Source organism: Pseudoalteromonas sp. HM-SA03, assembly GCF_002289345.1.
GTDB lineage: Bacteria > Pseudomonadota > Gammaproteobacteria > Enterobacterales > Alteromonadaceae > Pseudoalteromonas.
In genome coordinates this window covers 12809-26863 of the sequence record NZ_NSDG01000066.1, presented here as the reverse complement: position 1 = coordinate 26863, position 14055 = coordinate 12809, and the positions used below count along the sequence as shown (strand labels likewise).

Here is a 14055-nt window from a genome sequence, read left to right as displayed (position 1 = left end):
GAATCTCTTAGCCTTTTGGGTAATATAGGGCACACATAGAACCCAGTGGCATTCAAAGGTGAGTGATGCAATCGCGAAATTATCGCAAAACAGGATTGGCTGCATCCATTCTCGCAGGCGCGAGTTTAGTTCTGTCAGGTTGTGTGACGGAGAGTAGTTATCGCTCCGATGGGCGTCCTGTGGCCGAACAACAAGTCAATAACACCAACGCCGCAAGAACTCGCATTGCACTGGCACTTCAATATCTCAACTCAGGTAACACCACCTCAGCCAAATTTAATTTAGAACGGGCATTACAGTTAGCGCCAAAACTGGCCGAAGCCCATTATACATTGGCGTATTATTACGAGCAGGTGGGTGAGCAACAACGCGCTGATAATGCCTATCAGGCGGCTTTGGATATTGAGCCAGATAACCCCGACACGCTAAACAACTATGGCACTTTTCTTTGTCGAGTAGGACAGTATGACAAGGCGAGCCAATATTTTTTCAAAGCGATAGAGGTACCAAGTTATTTGCGGGTATCGGCAAGCTATGAAAACTTGGCGTTGTGTGCGCTGAAACAAAATGAGTATTCCTTGGCTGAGGAATATCTGCAAAGCGCGATTAAGCATAACGCTCAGCAGATGTCGTCGCAACTTGCGCTCGCGGGCCTATACTATGCTCGCAGTGATTTCTTGAGAGCTGAAGATGTGCTTGATAATGTTGCCAAGCGTGGATTTATTTCACCAAGAAGCTTAATGCTTGGGCACTTAGTACATATGCAAATGGGCCACTTACAGAAGGCGCAAGACATCGCTACAACATTGGTGCAAAGTTACCCAAAATCTGCCCAAGCAGGGCTTATCTTAACGAATAATATCGCTGCAAGTGAATTTGAACGGTTACGTAATCGCTATCGAGAAGCACAGTTAAATAAGCTTGCCGAGGCGTCGCCCAGTCATATTGTTGCGAATCCAAAAATTAAAATTAAACGTAAGAAAACGCAATCGAATTCAACGCAATCATTCACCGTTGATTCACCCGTTGAGGCCAATAATTTTGCGCCTTCGGCAAAACCTGAAGTGGCAAAAAGTACGTCTTTAGTGAACAGTAGCTCGGATTCTGAAACTCGGGTTGAGTTTTATCAACCGGATCCATCGGAAGTCACATTTAGTCCTCGCTCACGTGAGCCTCAAGTGCTAGCGACTACATTATCAAGCAGTACAAGTGTACCGCTATTAAATCGTGACGTTGCGCTTCCTCAGGTGCCTTTTCATACTGTTATTGCAGGTGAAAACCTGTTTAGTATTTCAGTCAAATACGACATTAAAATGGTTGAATTGATGGAATATAATCAAGTGCGGGAATCTGCAAGATTGTACGCAGGTCAAAAGGTGTATCTTAACAACCCCAATGTTGTGCATGAAATTGCGGCGGGAGATACTTTGCTCAGTATTGCCGATCGATATGGTGTGTTGATCGATGAAATTATGCGATGGAATGAACTTACTCCTGATGTGGCGCTGCAAGCAGGCCACGGATTATTAATTGTAGACCCAACAAATTACGTTTTATGAACCAAACAATGAAAGAGCAGGAAGCACCTGAACAAGAGCAGCCTTCACTCGGGCAAACTTTAGCAACGGCGAGACAAAATGCTGGGATCAGTTTCGCTGAAATTGAATCGCGCTTAAAGATGACCCATGCCCAGCTTACCAAGCTCGAGCAGGATGACTACCAAGATCTAGGGCCTGAAACCTTTGTGCGTGGCTATATTAAAAATTACGCTGCGCTACTGGGGTTGAATCCGACAGAAGTACTGGCTAGATATCAATCACCAGAGTTGCCGCCACAGAAAAAGCGGATGCAAAGCTTTTCTCGCCGCACTCACAAAGAAGCCCATGATAACCGCCTAATGATGGTGAGCTACATCGTACTGGCTATCGTGCTAGGGTCGTCGGCATTTTGGTTTTGGCAGACCAATAGCTCAGAGCAAGAAGTGGTGCCTGAAACGCCCGCCACTCAGCTTGATACGCCAGTTGAAAATGTCGCAACACCTGCAACCGATGAGTTAGCAGTACCTACTGAGCGAAACAATAGCACAGCGTCGCAAAGCGAGCCGCAGGCGAACGAAACGGAGGTTTCAGTGCTTGTTGAAGCGAAACCACAAGCGGCAAAACGAGACCCCGCATTGAGCACGGTAGTTATGTACTTCAACGAAGAAAGCTGGGTTGAGATGTTTGACGCAACGCAAGAGCGTGTTGCGTTTGGCGTTAAAAAAGCGGGATATACTATGACAGTTGAAGGTAAGGCCCCTTTTTCTGTTATACTCGGCAAGCATCAGGCCGTAGAGGTCACGCTTGACGGCAAACCAGTGTCATTGCCTGCGTTTACTAAAAACCGTCTAGCTAAATTCAATTTACCGTTAACAGAGTAGTCAGCATGTTTTCAGAACCACCTATAAAGCGTAGAAAATCAACAAGGATCTATGTCGGTAATGTGCCTATTGGTGATGGCGCACCGATAGCTGTACAGTCTATGACTAACACCAATACTTTAGATGTTGATGCGACGGTGGCACAAATTAGAGCTATCCAAGATGCCGGAGCGGATATTGTTCGTGTCTCTGTGCCGACAATGGATGCGGCTGAAGCATTCAAAAGCATTAAAGAGCAAGTGGATATTCCGCTCGTTACAGATATTCACTTCGATTATCGTATTGCGTTACAAGTGGCGAAATACGGTGCCGATTGCTTGCGAATAAACCCTGGAAATATTGGCAGTGAAGATCGTATTCGTGCAGTGATTGACGCGGCGGGTGAGTACAACATCCCGATTCGTATTGGCGTAAATGGCGGCTCACTAGAACGCGATTTGCAAGAAAAGTATGGTGAACCAACACCTGAAGCCTTGCTTGAGTCTGCGATGCGACATGTCGAAATTCTCCAGCGCCATAACTTTGATCAGTTTAAAGTCTCAGTAAAAGCTTCCGACGTGTTCTTAGCCGTTGGCGCGTATCGATTACTGGCAAAAGAAATAGATCAACCTCTGCACCTTGGGATCACCGAGGCAGGTGGTTTTAGAGCTGGCTCGGTTAAATCGGCAGTTGGTCTAGGTATGTTACTTGCGGAAGGGATTGGTGATACATTACGTGTTTCACTTGCGGCTGATCCGGTGCAAGAAATCAAAGTGGGTTTTGATATTCTAAAGTCACTGCGAATTCGTTCGCGCGGCATTAATTTTATTGCTTGCCCAAGTTGTTCCCGTCAAGAGTTTGATGTAGTGAATACAATGAATCAGCTGGAAGAGCGATTAGAAGATATCGTCACACCTATTTCGGTGTCTGTGATAGGTTGCGTAGTAAATGGCCCTGGCGAAGCACTCGTCAGTGATTTGGGTCTTGCTGGCGCAAATCGTCGTTCAGGCCTTTATATCAATGGCGAGCGCCAAAAAACACGGATTGATAATGATGATATCGTTGCTCAATTAGAATCTCAGATCCGAGAATATGTAGAGAAAAAAGAAAGCGAAGAAAAAATCGATGTAAAAATCATCGACTGATACCGGCGTAATCGTTAAGATAAGCGAATTTTCGCGCTTTCTCACGGCGTGCTAAACTGCACGACGATAAATGGCATTAAAGAAATAAAACCAATGCGATGAGACTGTTTGAGCGTATTTAGTTAAAGGCTCAAGTAGTAGTAAATCGATTGGTGACAAATTTAAGTTAGGGTTTTCAGTGACTAAACAACTTCAGGCAATCCGTGGAATGAATGATTGTCTGCCAGGTGACACGCAGGTCTGGCAGAAAGTAGAATCGGTGTTAAGAGACACAGTAGCGGCATTTGGCTATCAAGAGATCCGTTTTCCAATCGTTGAGTCGACCGATCTATTTAAACGCTCTATCGGTGAAGTCACCGATATCGTCGAAAAAGAAATGTATACCTTTGATGACCGTAATGGCGATAGCTTAACGCTACGTCCGGAAGGCACAGCAGTGTGCGTCCGTGCGGGTAATCAAAATGGTTTGCTATACAACCAAGAACAGCGCCTTTGGTATATGGGACCTATGTTCCGCCATGAAAGACCGCAAAAAGGCCGTTACCGTCAATTCCATCAATTTGGCGTTGAAACCTTTGGTATAGCAACACCAGATATTGATGCCGAAGTGATCTTATTGACGGCGCGTCTATGGCAGCAATTTGGCATTCAAGACCATGTTACGCTTGAGCTCAACTCTTTGGGGTCAAATGAAGCGCGTGCTGAATATCGTGATGCTTTGATTGCATATCTGGAGCAACACAAAGAAGCGCTTGATGAAGATAGTCTGCGCCGTATGTATAGCAATCCACTGCGTGTGTTGGATAGCAAAAATCCAGAGGTACAAGCTGTACTTGTTGATGCGCCTAAGCTTTCTGAACACTTAGATGATGAATCACGCGAACATTTTGCTAATTTGTGTGAACGTTTAGACGCAGCTGGCGTCGAATACCAAGTTAATGAAAAGCTGGTACGTGGCCTAGATTACTACAACCGCACCGTATTTGAGTGGGTGACGACAAGCTTAGGTTCTCAAGGCACAGTATGTGCTGGCGGCCGCTACGACGGCTTAGTAGAGCAGCTTGGCGGTAAAGCAACACCAGCCGTTGGCTTTGCGATGGGTATCGAGCGTTTAGTGTTGATGCTACAGACGTTGGAGTGTGTGGGCGATATTCGTCGTAATGCAGACGTATACGTCGTTGCGATGGGTGACAAAGCGGCTATTCAAGCTCCAGTGGTTGCACAGCAATTACGAGATGATATTGCTGGCCTTCGCGTGATGGTTCATTGTGGCGGTGGCAACTTCAAGAAACAATTTAAACGTGCAGATAAAAGCGATGCTGTTATTGCGCTAGTGCTAGGCGAAGATGAACTCGCTGAAGGCAAAGTGACAGTGAAGTATCTGCGTGAACAGAAAGAACAAATCACCTTACCACTTGCAGAAGTAAAAACGCTGTTAGCAGAGCTGGTAAGCTAAGAGGTTAGAATGGAAATTTATTCAACAGAAGAACAACAAGCAGAAGCAATAAAACGATTTTTCCGTGAAAATGGCACAACGATTGTAGTCGGTGCTGTGCTTGGTTTAGGTGGTTTATATGGCTGGAAAGCGTATAACCAAAGCCAGATCGAGAGTGCAGAAGCAGCATCCGAAGCATACACCCAGGTTGTTGAAAGTGACGATGTACTAGCAAAAAGCGACGCTTTTGTTGCTGCAAATGCAGATTCTAACTACGCCGTGTTAGCAGCTTTCGTTGCTGCTAAAGAGGCAATCGACAAAGACGATCTTAAACTAGCTGCTGAGAAGCTAACTTGGGCGGCTGATAATGTAGCCAACGCTGAGCTAAAAGCAACGGCGTTGTTAAGACTTGCACGTGTACAAGCGTCTCAGTCTCAATATGAACAAGCACTTGCAACACTGGCTAAGCCAATGCCTGAAGCGTTTAAGGCACAGCTTGCTGAGATCCAAGGTGATATTTACCTTGCTCAAGGCGATAAAGATAAAGCACGTAGTGCTTATCAATCGGCATTAGAAGCAGCGGAAGGCAATAGCAACCCTATGCTGCAAATTAAACTGGATGATCTTGCACAAAAGACAACGGTTTAAGGAGTTGCCATGAAGAAGTTAACGATGGCCTCATTGGCTTTATGTGTTGCAGCACTCACCGCTGGTTGTTCTTCTAGTGATGATGAGGAAGAGTTAAAACTCCCTGAGATCAACAATCAATTCGACGCCTCCGTTGTTTGGCAAGAAGGGGTTGGTGACGGGGTTGAGCACTACTTTTCACGTTTATCTCCAGTAAGCTATCAGAATACTGTTTTTGCAGCTGCTCGTGAAGGTATAGTGACTGCATTTGATGCACAAACAGGTAAAGAAAAGTGGCGAGTTGATGTTCGTGAGAATAAGAGCTTTTGGCCATGGGAAGACAGTGACAGTGCGAAGCTGTCAGGTGGGATCACACAAGCTTATGGTAAACTCTATGTTGGCTCTGAACACGGGCAGGTTTTTGCGCTTGACCGTGAAACCGGCGAAATAGTTTGGCGTAAGTCGGTACCAGGTGAAGCGCTGTCAGCGCCTGCAGCAGGTGATGGTCTTCTTTACGTTAACTTAGGTTCAGGCAAGCTGGTTGCGCTACACCCAGATACAGGTGAAGAGCGTTGGCACTATGAGCAAGAAGTCCCTGCGCTGACATTACGTGGTTTAAGCTCACCGACCAGCGCGAATGGTGGTGTATTGGTTGGCGAAGAAAGTGGTAAGTTAACAGCACTTATCGCTGAAAACGGTTTTACCGCTTGGAGCTCAGATGTTGCAATTGCAAAAGGGGCTTCTGAGTTTGAACGTTTGGTGGATGTTGATACTAAACCCGTTGTAAGCGGCGCATATGTGTATTCTATCGCCTATAATGGTAAACTAGTGGCCATTGATGTGCGCAGCGGTAATGTCGTGTGGGATCGTGAGTACAGTAGTTACCGAGACCTTACACTCGATCTTGACGTAATTTATTTGGTTGATAGCGATGGTGTACTGTACGCACTAGACAAAAACTCAGGTATTGAACGTTGGACACAACCAGCTCTACGCGGTTGGTATTTAACCGCTCCAACGGTTGCTGGCAACTACGTAGTGGTTGGCGATCAGGAAGGTAACTTACATTGGCTAGATAAGAGCTCTGGTGAGTTGGTATCGCGTACCGAGTTTGATAGTTCAGGTTTTTTCGTCGAACCGATTGTGGTCGATGGCAAAGTATTTGTTTACACGCGTGATGGTGAACTTAGCGCAGTTCAAATTCCGCAGTAACTTTCTGAATTTTTAGATTTTTTATGGGGCTTCGCTTTTGCGAAGCCTTTTGTTGTTTATAAAAGAGGTAGTCTATGCTTCCTGTGATCGCTCTGGTTGGGCGACCTAATGTGGGTAAATCCACACTGTTTAATCGTTTAACACGTACTCGTGACGCGTTAGTTGCTGACTTTCCGGGTCTGACTCGCGACCGTAAATACGGCCAAGCAAACTATGAAGGCTACGAGTTTATTGTGGTAGACACGGGTGGTATCGATGGCTCTGAAGAAGGCATTGAAACTGAAATGGCCGAGCAGTCGCTGCTTGCAATTGAAGAAGCGGATATTGTGCTATTTTTGGTGGATGCGCGCGCAGGTATGACGGTTGCTGATCAAGCTATCGCGCAGCACCTTCGTAAACAACAGAAGAATTGCTTTGTTGTCGCCAATAAAACGGATGGCATTGATGCTGACTCCAACTGTGCTGAGTTTTACCAGCTGGCGCTTGGTGATGTTCAACAGATCGCCGCTGCGCATGGTCGTGGTGTTACTCAATTATTAGAGTTGACGCTACAACCGGTTATCGCTGAACTTACGGCTCAAGATGAAGATCTTGAGCATGATGATGAAGATATCGCCGAGCTTTACCTTGAAGGTGAAGAAGCCGAAGACGGCAAAACGGGTTTTGAAGACAAGCCTGTTAAACTCGCGATTATCGGTCGTCCAAATGTAGGTAAGTCAACACTAACTAACCGTATTTTAGGTGAAGACCGCGTTATCGTTTACGATATGCCGGGTACAACGCGCGATTCAATTTACATTCCAATGACGCGCAATGATAAAGAATACGTGTTAATCGACACCGCCGGTGTACGTAAGCGTAAGAAAGTCAGCGATGTCGTAGAGAAATTTTCGGTTATCAAAACCCTGCAAGCGATTGAAGATGCCAACGTGGTATTGCTCGTTGTAGACGCGCGCGAGGGGATCTCAGATCAAGACTTGAGTCTACTTGGTTTTGCACTAAATGCGGGTCGCTCGTTGGTTATTGCGGTAAACAAATGGGATGGTCTTGATGACTATGTCAAAGAGCGTATCAAAACTGAGCTAGACAGACGCTTGGGCTTTGTGGATTTTGCTCGTTTGCACTTTATTAGCGCATTACATGGTACAGGTGTTGGTCACTTGTTTGAGTCGATTGACGAAGCTTATGAATCAGCGACTAAGCGAGTAAGTACGGCAATGTTACGTCGTATTATGNAGGCAGATCACCAGCCACCACTGGTTCGTGGACGTCGGGTGAAGCTTAAGTACGCACACGCAGGTGGTTATAACCCGCCGCGTATCGTTATCCACGGCAATATGGTGCATGAACTGCCAGATAGCTATAAGCGCTATTTGATGAACTACTATCGTAAAGCGCTTAACGTAATGGGTACGCCGATCAAGATTGAGTTCCGCGAAGGTGATAACCCTTACGCTGGTCGTTCAAACAAAATGACGCTATCGCAAAAGCGTAAGCTTCGCGCATTCGCAAAAGAAAACCGCAATAAGTCGTAAGGCTTTTTGCGAGAATTTTAGCTCGACACCATTTGGTTAGCGTGTCGAGCTAAACATAAGTTCCATATCTATCCAATCAACTCCTTTTCCACATCCGACTATATTTAATACCAATTGAATTAATTCTCCAATCAATTTGAAGAGTGAAATATCATATTAGCTTCGTTAAAAATTTCTCATTTAGAACAACTAAATAGCAAAATTTTTACCTTGCTACTAAAGCTATTTCCCCGCTTCAAAATAGCTCATTTACTTAATACAATTGGTATAACTTTAACCCAGAACTTTCTCGCTTTGTTTTACCTTGCTCAACATTTGTGCTTAAGTTATATATAACCTGAGCTTCGGATAATTAATGCCTTTCTAGCAGCTAGTTTCAGCGCTAACTTTGTTGAATTTACTTCCAATAGCCAGCTATTGGTGCGTAAATCCGCCTTGCCTACAGGATGTAGGTACCAGGGCGGTAGCAGGACGCGAGAGCGGAGTCATCCCTAAAACTCTCTGGCTAGACAAGTATATGGTTTAGACAAGCTTGAAAAATAAAGAGTTAGCTCATTTCTTACCCAAAACTCAGGTTAAGTTACATTAGGTTTTATTGATAGTGAGGCTTAGGTGTTTGCTAAAACGGTGATTTATGTAGAAAGTGTTGAGGAAGTGCTGGATTTTTACTATCAAGCATTTGGCTTGAGCACTTTTGATATGACCGATGAAGGGGATTATGGTGAGTTAGACACAGGTGAAGTGAAACTCGCCTTTGCCAGTCACCCATTAGCCCAATCACAGTTTAGGCAAGACTATATTCGTTGCCATCCTAAACAGCCTGCACTTGGGTTTGAAATTACCATCAGCTGTGAAAATGTCCCTGAATGCTATGATAAAGCGGTTGTCGCTGGGGCTGAGCCATTAAGCCCACCAAACCAAAAAGGCAGAGTGACGCAAGCCTATGTAAGAGCTATTGAAGGGACTTTAGTTGCTTTGGTGTCAAAGCCGGAAGAATAGCGGCACTTACAAGGGGTGAGTGCCACCTTGGGGCGGTGTGCCTTTATTCGAGATCGACAAGTAGTCTCGCAAGACCAACGGGCTCGATTTCAACACAGACGTTATCATCATTCCAGTTTAGACCAACGAGAGCATCATCTTCTTTTAGGTCGAGTACCCATTCGTCAAGAAAACTTTCAACATCAATACTCATCGGCGAGAACTCACTCCACTCGTCGCGACATTGAGCTTGCGCTTTTTCTTCACAATCCCACAGCAATAACACATCAGTCTCGTCAAACTGGTTTGAGTCAACCACAACCATACCGCCGTCATCAGAGCCAAGTGCCCAAACGCTTTCAGTATTTTTTATTTGCTCAATAAACTCACTGACTTCTGAGCCAATTTCTTCTTCATTCATCATAGGTGTTCTCAATTTCGTGGATCAGTTTGCTGGGCGATTGCTTGGCTTTGCCAACGGCCATGAAATGCCATTAGGTTGATGTAATCGCTCAGGTCGACGAGCTCTCTAAATAGAACCCAATCAATAAGGCAGTATAAACTGATTTGGAGATAATCACAGTGTAAAAACTCTTCTGTCACACACTCTTCATTGAGACAGTGCAGAGTATGGCCAATTCGCTCCCGTTGTAGATTAAAAAATAGTTTATCTTGCTCAATATCAAAACCAGAACGCTTACTAAGTAACAGTTCCACCAAAGAATCATTACAGGCATTGATAAGGATCAGCCAATTTTCTTGATCCCAACTGGGAAATGGAAGTTGATGTTTTTCACGGAGATAGCGAACAATCAGATTGGAATCACAAATAAGTTGTGCATCGTCTATTAAAAATGGGATCTTACGGGCAGGGTTATGGCAAATAAGTTCGTCATGGCCTGCTTCGGAAAATATATCTATATGCTGGTAGCTCATTGGGAGCTGTTTAGCCGCGGCCCACATTCTAATTCGACGGGCGTATGGACTGGTGTTCGAACCGATAAGTTTCATGCCATCATTCCTTCAACTAAGTATCTTTTCGCTCATTCAGTAAATGTAGCGAGTTGGTATTAAGGAATGATGGCGAAGTGATTAACTTTTCGCAAGCGAATTAATCGCTACGACTGGTTACCTCAAGCAAGTGAAAACCAAACTGCGTTTGCACTGGCCCTTGTACTTGATTGATTGGGGCTGAAAAAACCACTTTATCGAATTCAGGCACCATCATGCCTGGTCCGAACTCACCTAGCGCACCACCATCTTGGCCCGACGGACAATTGGAGTACTGCTTTGCGATTTCTGCGAAATCTTCCCCTGCTGCAATGCGTTCTTTGAGCTCCATGCATTGCGCTTCACTATCTACTAGGATGTGTCTTGCACTAGCGATTGCCATAATTTCTCCGATGATTATTTATTATTCATACTTTATTCTAATCTAGGTACGTTAAAAAATCAGCTTATCTAGGCAAGAGTTTTTCAATTTCACTTGTGAGCTCGTCAGACATTGGTTTAGTGCGGCTGTTAAAACGCTTAATTGTCTTCCGATCAGCTGACACTAAATATTTGTAAAAATTCCAGTTTGGAGAACTTGTTACTTCATTCAAATGTTGGAAAATGGGGTTGGCATCAGAGCCCCTAACTTCCGAAGTAGCAAACATATTGAAGGTTACGCCATAGTTAATAAAACATACTTTTGCAGTTTCTTTTTCGTCGTCTTCTTCTTGGAAAAAGTCATCAGAGGGAAACCCAAGTACAACCAGGCCTTTATCTTGATATTTTTGATGTAGTTGCTCTAGGCCTTCAAACTGACCAGTAAACCCACAGTTACTGGCTGTGTTTACGATGAGGAGTGGCTTGTCTTTAAATTCACACAGGTTAAGTGAGTCGTCAGAACGCAGTTTTCGCAGCTCAACATTGGTAAAATCATCACAGCTGGATGTCTTTGCATACGCGTTACTCGAGATTAGGAAACCAAGCGCTAAGCTCAGAATCGAAAGACTTTTTATCATCAGTGCTTTCCTTTTATTTATGTTATCTCTTATGATACGAAAATATTCGTTACCCTGATCAGCTTTCATGAATATTAGACTCGCCAAACAGCATGACCTTTGTGCCATTGTAGCCATCTACAACGAAACGATACCGAGCCGCCAAGTCACCGCGGATACGGAGCCCGTAAGCGTAGCACAAAAGCAAAGTTGGTTCGCCGCACATACGCAAAATCGCCCAATTTATGTAGTAGAGCAGGAGGATGAGGTGGTTGCATGGATAAGCTTTAGCAGCTTTTATGGTCGTCCTGCCTACGATGGTACGGCTGAGGTGAGTATTTATCTTGCAAAAGCGGCACAAGGCCAAGGGTTAGGTAGTAAACTCATGAATTTTGCTGAGCAGCAAGCGCCAACCCTGTATATCACAACGTTACTTGGCTTTATCTTTTCTCATAATCACCCCAGTATCCGCTTGTTTGAAAAACACGGTTATAAAAAGTGGGGAGAGTTACCCAATGTCGCGGTCATGGATGGTAATCACTATAGCTTGACGATTTTGGGCAAGTCTCTGGCATAATTTTATACGCCGTTGGTCTTTGCTGTTTGAATTTTTGTTTCGCTGCGTGAGTTTGGCTGCGGTGCCAAGCATATCAAAATAGTGCTATTTTTTAGCGTCTAGTGATTCTTCTACTAAACTAGATCCCAGAATTATCGGTAAAGGATCTGGTTATGATGAATCGAGTGCTGATTATTGACAGCAGCAGTGTGCAAGCGATGCGAGTAAAGGTATTATTTGAGTTACTCGGTGGTGAGGTAGAGCATGTACATTACCGGAGTCTGGAAGCAAATCTCGATTTTGATAAATTTGATGTTGTTGTTATTGCTCATGGGGTGCCTGCCAGTAAGCTCCAAGCGTTATATCAACTGAGGGATCATGATAAGTTAGTTTTATTGGCACCTAAACCTGATAATGCTGAGCACTTGAAGTCGTTTAGCGAAATTAACCGTGCCTTACCAAATGGTATTGTTATCTACCCCTTCTTTGCCAATAAAGATATTACTGGCTTACTTGAGCGCTTATTGGAGATTGGCTCTACTAACACCTTAGTACTGCCTAAAGTGTTGCTGGTCGACCATCACACTCCTCGTCTTGAAGCCTTGGCCAATGGTCTGCGTGGTGCACAATTGGCTGTCACAACCGCCACAACACTTAATGAAGCGATGCAAGTTGCCGAGCGACACTCTGTTGATCTCCTTATTTGTGACTTTAATCTAGAGAAAGATACTGGCTTAGATGTGTTTAATAAAGTACGTCAAGTGCATCATAACTGCCGCTGTTTATTAATGACTTCCCGGGTTAATCAAGTGGATATGTTAGAAGCTGTACGCCAAGGGGTTGAGGATATTCTTATCAAGCCGTTTGATGAGAGCGATTTGTTACAAAGCCTACATAAATTATGGCAAACGGAGTTATTGAGGCGTCATAATCAAGAGTTAGTTGAGCGCCTACAAGATACGGTAGACGCTTTGATTGAACGCGATAGTCTGTTGCGAGTGATTTACAAGCATACCCCGGATCCGATTATGTTGTTCAATCGTCAGGGCCATATCCTTGAAGCAAATGATGCGTGTTGTGAGTTGTTTGAACTTACACAAGAAGAATTACAGCCGTTATCGATTTTTGAGCTCTTTGATGAAATATCGGTATCGCAATTGCGCGATTTAATGAAGCATATAGGTATGTTAAAGCACTTCAACTGTGAGCTGAGTTTGCCAAAAGCGGGCGAGCGCAGCATTCCTTTGATGGGAACGTTTAATGAAATCGATCATCACGGCGATATGGCATTTGCGGTCATTTTTAAAAATGTTTCAAAGCTTAAAGAGCAACAAGAAGTGCTAGAAGAAACCAAAGAGTTGCTAGAGTTTGAAGTACAAGCTCGAACGGCACAGTTACAAAAAGCCAAAGAAGCGGCGGAAGCTGCTAATCTATCAAAATCTGAATTTTTAGCCAATATGTCCCATGAATTGCGCACACCAATGCACTCTATATTAAGTTTTGCACGTTTTGGTTTAGATAAGCTAACGGCTCCTGAAGCACCGACGGACAAGCTAAAAAAGTATTTATCTCGTATTGAAACCAGTGGTGAACGTCTATTGGTACTGCTTAATAATCTGCTTGATTTATCAAAGTTAGACGCAGGTCGCTTTCCATTTAATCCAAGCTTTCACAATCTGGTTAATGTGATCCAAAGCGGAATTGAAGATGTATCTGGGACTGCGCTTGAGAAACAAATAAAAATCCGTTTTGAAAAGCCAGCTCAAGGCGTGATGACCTTTTGCGATCCGGAGCAAATGAATCAAGTGATCAGAAACTTATTGGGCAATGCGCTCAAGTTTAGCCCTGAAGGCAGTGAGGTAAGTGTACTGTTAAGCTGCAAAGAACAAGATATTCATATCAAGATTGCTGATCAAGGGGTCGGTATTCCGGATGACGAATTGGAGCAGATTTTTGCCAAGTTTGTGCAAAGCAGTAAAACAGACAGTGGTGCTGGCGGCACGGGTTTAGGTCTTGCTATTTGTAAGGAATTTATTTTACTGCATAAAGGGCAGGTTTACGCCGAGAATAATCCCGAGGGCGGTGCATGTATAAATGTAAGCCTGCCTTTAACAGAGCATCTCGAGAGTAATGCGGTGTAATTGTGGTGATTGGAAAGGCGTTGAGTAAGCGTCTATAAAT

Annotated in this window: 14 protein-coding genes; 10 read left to right on the top strand and 4 right to left on the bottom strand. The window is 44.3% G+C overall.

Annotation, left to right across the window (positions count from 1 at the left end; genetic code table 11):
- The first annotated feature begins 65 nt into the window (after nt 1-65).
- From pilW to CKO50_RS13980, 8 genes are all read left to right on the top strand, one after another.
- Complete coding sequence (pilW, locus tag CKO50_RS14020) at nt 66-1559, top strand: type IV pilus biogenesis/stability protein PilW (protein WP_095728665.1); 1494 nt, start codon at nt 66-68, stop codon at nt 1557-1559.
- Between the two features lie 8 nt (nt 1560-1567).
- On the top strand, nt 1568-2419 hold the full coding sequence (locus tag CKO50_RS14015) for a RodZ domain-containing protein (RefSeq protein WP_255229825.1): 852 nt from the start codon (nt 1568-1570) through the stop codon (nt 2417-2419).
- Between the two features lie 5 nt (nt 2420-2424).
- Nucleotides 2425-3543 (top strand): flavodoxin-dependent (E)-4-hydroxy-3-methylbut-2-enyl-diphosphate synthase, encoded by a 1119-nt coding sequence (gene ispG / locus CKO50_RS14010; RefSeq protein WP_095728663.1) that lies wholly within the window; start codon nt 2425-2427, stop codon nt 3541-3543.
- 178 nt (nt 3544-3721) lie between these two features.
- A complete protein-coding gene (gene hisS / locus CKO50_RS14005; protein ID WP_095728662.1) occupies nt 3722-4999 on the top strand; it encodes a histidine--tRNA ligase in 1278 nt (425 codons plus the stop codon).
- A 9-nt stretch (nt 5000-5008) separates the two neighbouring features.
- Nucleotides 5009-5626 (top strand): tetratricopeptide repeat protein, encoded by a 618-nt coding sequence (locus CKO50_RS14000; RefSeq protein ID WP_095728661.1) that lies wholly within the window; start codon nt 5009-5011, stop codon nt 5624-5626.
- Between the two features lie 9 nt (nt 5627-5635).
- Complete coding sequence (gene bamB, locus CKO50_RS13995) at nt 5636-6817, top strand: outer membrane protein assembly factor BamB (protein ID WP_095728660.1); 1182 nt, start codon at nt 5636-5638, stop codon at nt 6815-6817.
- 74 nt (nt 6818-6891) lie between these two features.
- Nucleotides 6892-8352 (top strand): ribosome biogenesis GTPase Der, encoded by a 1461-nt coding sequence (gene der, locus CKO50_RS13990; RefSeq protein WP_095728659.1) that lies wholly within the window; start codon nt 6892-6894, stop codon nt 8350-8352.
- 612 nt (nt 8353-8964) lie between these two features.
- Entirely contained in the window at nt 8965-9351 is a 387-nt protein-coding gene (locus CKO50_RS13980) for a VOC family protein (RefSeq protein ID WP_095728658.1), read from the top strand.
- Between the two features lie 43 nt (nt 9352-9394).
- On the opposite strand, the gene CKO50_RS13975 is transcribed toward CKO50_RS13980, so the two are convergent.
- The 4 genes from CKO50_RS13975 to CKO50_RS13960 form a co-directional block, all read right to left on the bottom strand.
- Nucleotides 9395-9751 (bottom strand): DUF2750 domain-containing protein, encoded by a 357-nt coding sequence (locus CKO50_RS13975; protein WP_176474670.1) that lies wholly within the window; start codon nt 9749-9751, stop codon nt 9395-9397.
- A gap of 11 nt (nt 9752-9762) precedes the next feature.
- The gene (locus CKO50_RS13970) at nt 9763-10341 is read right to left on the bottom strand and encodes a glutathione S-transferase family protein (RefSeq protein ID WP_095728656.1); all 579 of its coding nucleotides are present in this window, start codon (nt 10339-10341) and stop codon (nt 9763-9765) included.
- Between the two features lie 100 nt (nt 10342-10441).
- Complete coding sequence (locus CKO50_RS13965; protein WP_010377362.1) at nt 10442-10723, bottom strand: peptidylprolyl isomerase; 282 nt, start codon at nt 10721-10723, stop codon at nt 10442-10444.
- Nucleotides 10724-10787: 64 nt separating this feature from the next.
- Entirely contained in the window at nt 10788-11339 is a 552-nt protein-coding gene (locus CKO50_RS13960) for a glutathione peroxidase (RefSeq protein WP_026000907.1), read from the bottom strand.
- A gap of 67 nt (nt 11340-11406) precedes the next feature.
- Here CKO50_RS13960 and CKO50_RS13955 point away from each other — a divergent pair, with 67 nt between their 5' ends.
- Nucleotides 11407-11895 carry a GNAT family N-acetyltransferase gene (locus tag CKO50_RS13955; protein ID WP_095728655.1) on the top strand — a complete coding sequence of 163 codons (489 nt, stop codon included), beginning with the start codon at nt 11407-11409 and terminating at the stop codon, nt 11893-11895.
- A 152-nt stretch (nt 11896-12047) separates the two neighbouring features.
- A complete protein-coding gene (locus tag CKO50_RS13950) occupies nt 12048-14015 on the top strand; it encodes an ATP-binding protein (RefSeq protein ID WP_095728654.1) in 1968 nt (655 codons plus the stop codon).
- Nucleotides 14016-14055: the final 40 nt, after the last annotated feature.

What these genes read in the sequence shown, in the direction of transcription:
- pilW (WP_095728665.1), top strand. Translation starts at nt 66, where the DNA reads ATGCAATCGCGAAATTATCGCAAAACAGGATTGGCTGCATCCATTCTC.
- CKO50_RS14015 (WP_255229825.1), top strand. Translation starts at nt 1,568, where the DNA reads ATGAAAGAGCAGGAAGCACCTGAACAAGAGCAGCCTTCACTCGGGCAA.
- ispG (WP_095728663.1), top strand. Translation starts at nt 2,425, where the DNA reads ATGTTTTCAGAACCACCTATAAAGCGTAGAAAATCAACAAGGATCTAT.
- CKO50_RS14000 (WP_095728661.1), top strand. Translation starts at nt 5,009, where the DNA reads ATGGAAATTTATTCAACAGAAGAACAACAAGCAGAAGCAATAAAACGA.
- bamB (WP_095728660.1), top strand. Translation starts at nt 5,636, where the DNA reads ATGAAGAAGTTAACGATGGCCTCATTGGCTTTATGTGTTGCAGCACTC.
- CKO50_RS13975 (WP_176474670.1), bottom strand. Translation starts at nt 9,751, where the DNA reads ATGAATGAAGAAGAAATTGGCTCAGAAGTCAGTGAGTTTATTGAGCAA.
- CKO50_RS13970 (WP_095728656.1), bottom strand. Translation starts at nt 10,341, where the DNA reads ATGAAACTTATCGGTTCGAACACCAGTCCATACGCCCGTCGAATTAGA.
- CKO50_RS13965 (WP_010377362.1), bottom strand. Translation starts at nt 10,723, where the DNA reads ATGGCAATCGCTAGTGCAAGACACATCCTAGTAGATAGTGAAGCGCAA.
- CKO50_RS13960 (WP_026000907.1), bottom strand. Translation starts at nt 11,339, where the DNA reads ATGATAAAAAGTCTTTCGATTCTGAGCTTAGCGCTTGGTTTCCTAATC.
- CKO50_RS13955 (WP_095728655.1), top strand. Translation starts at nt 11,407, where the DNA reads ATGAATATTAGACTCGCCAAACAGCATGACCTTTGTGCCATTGTAGCC.
- CKO50_RS13950 (WP_095728654.1), top strand. Translation starts at nt 12,048, where the DNA reads ATGATGAATCGAGTGCTGATTATTGACAGCAGCAGTGTGCAAGCGATG.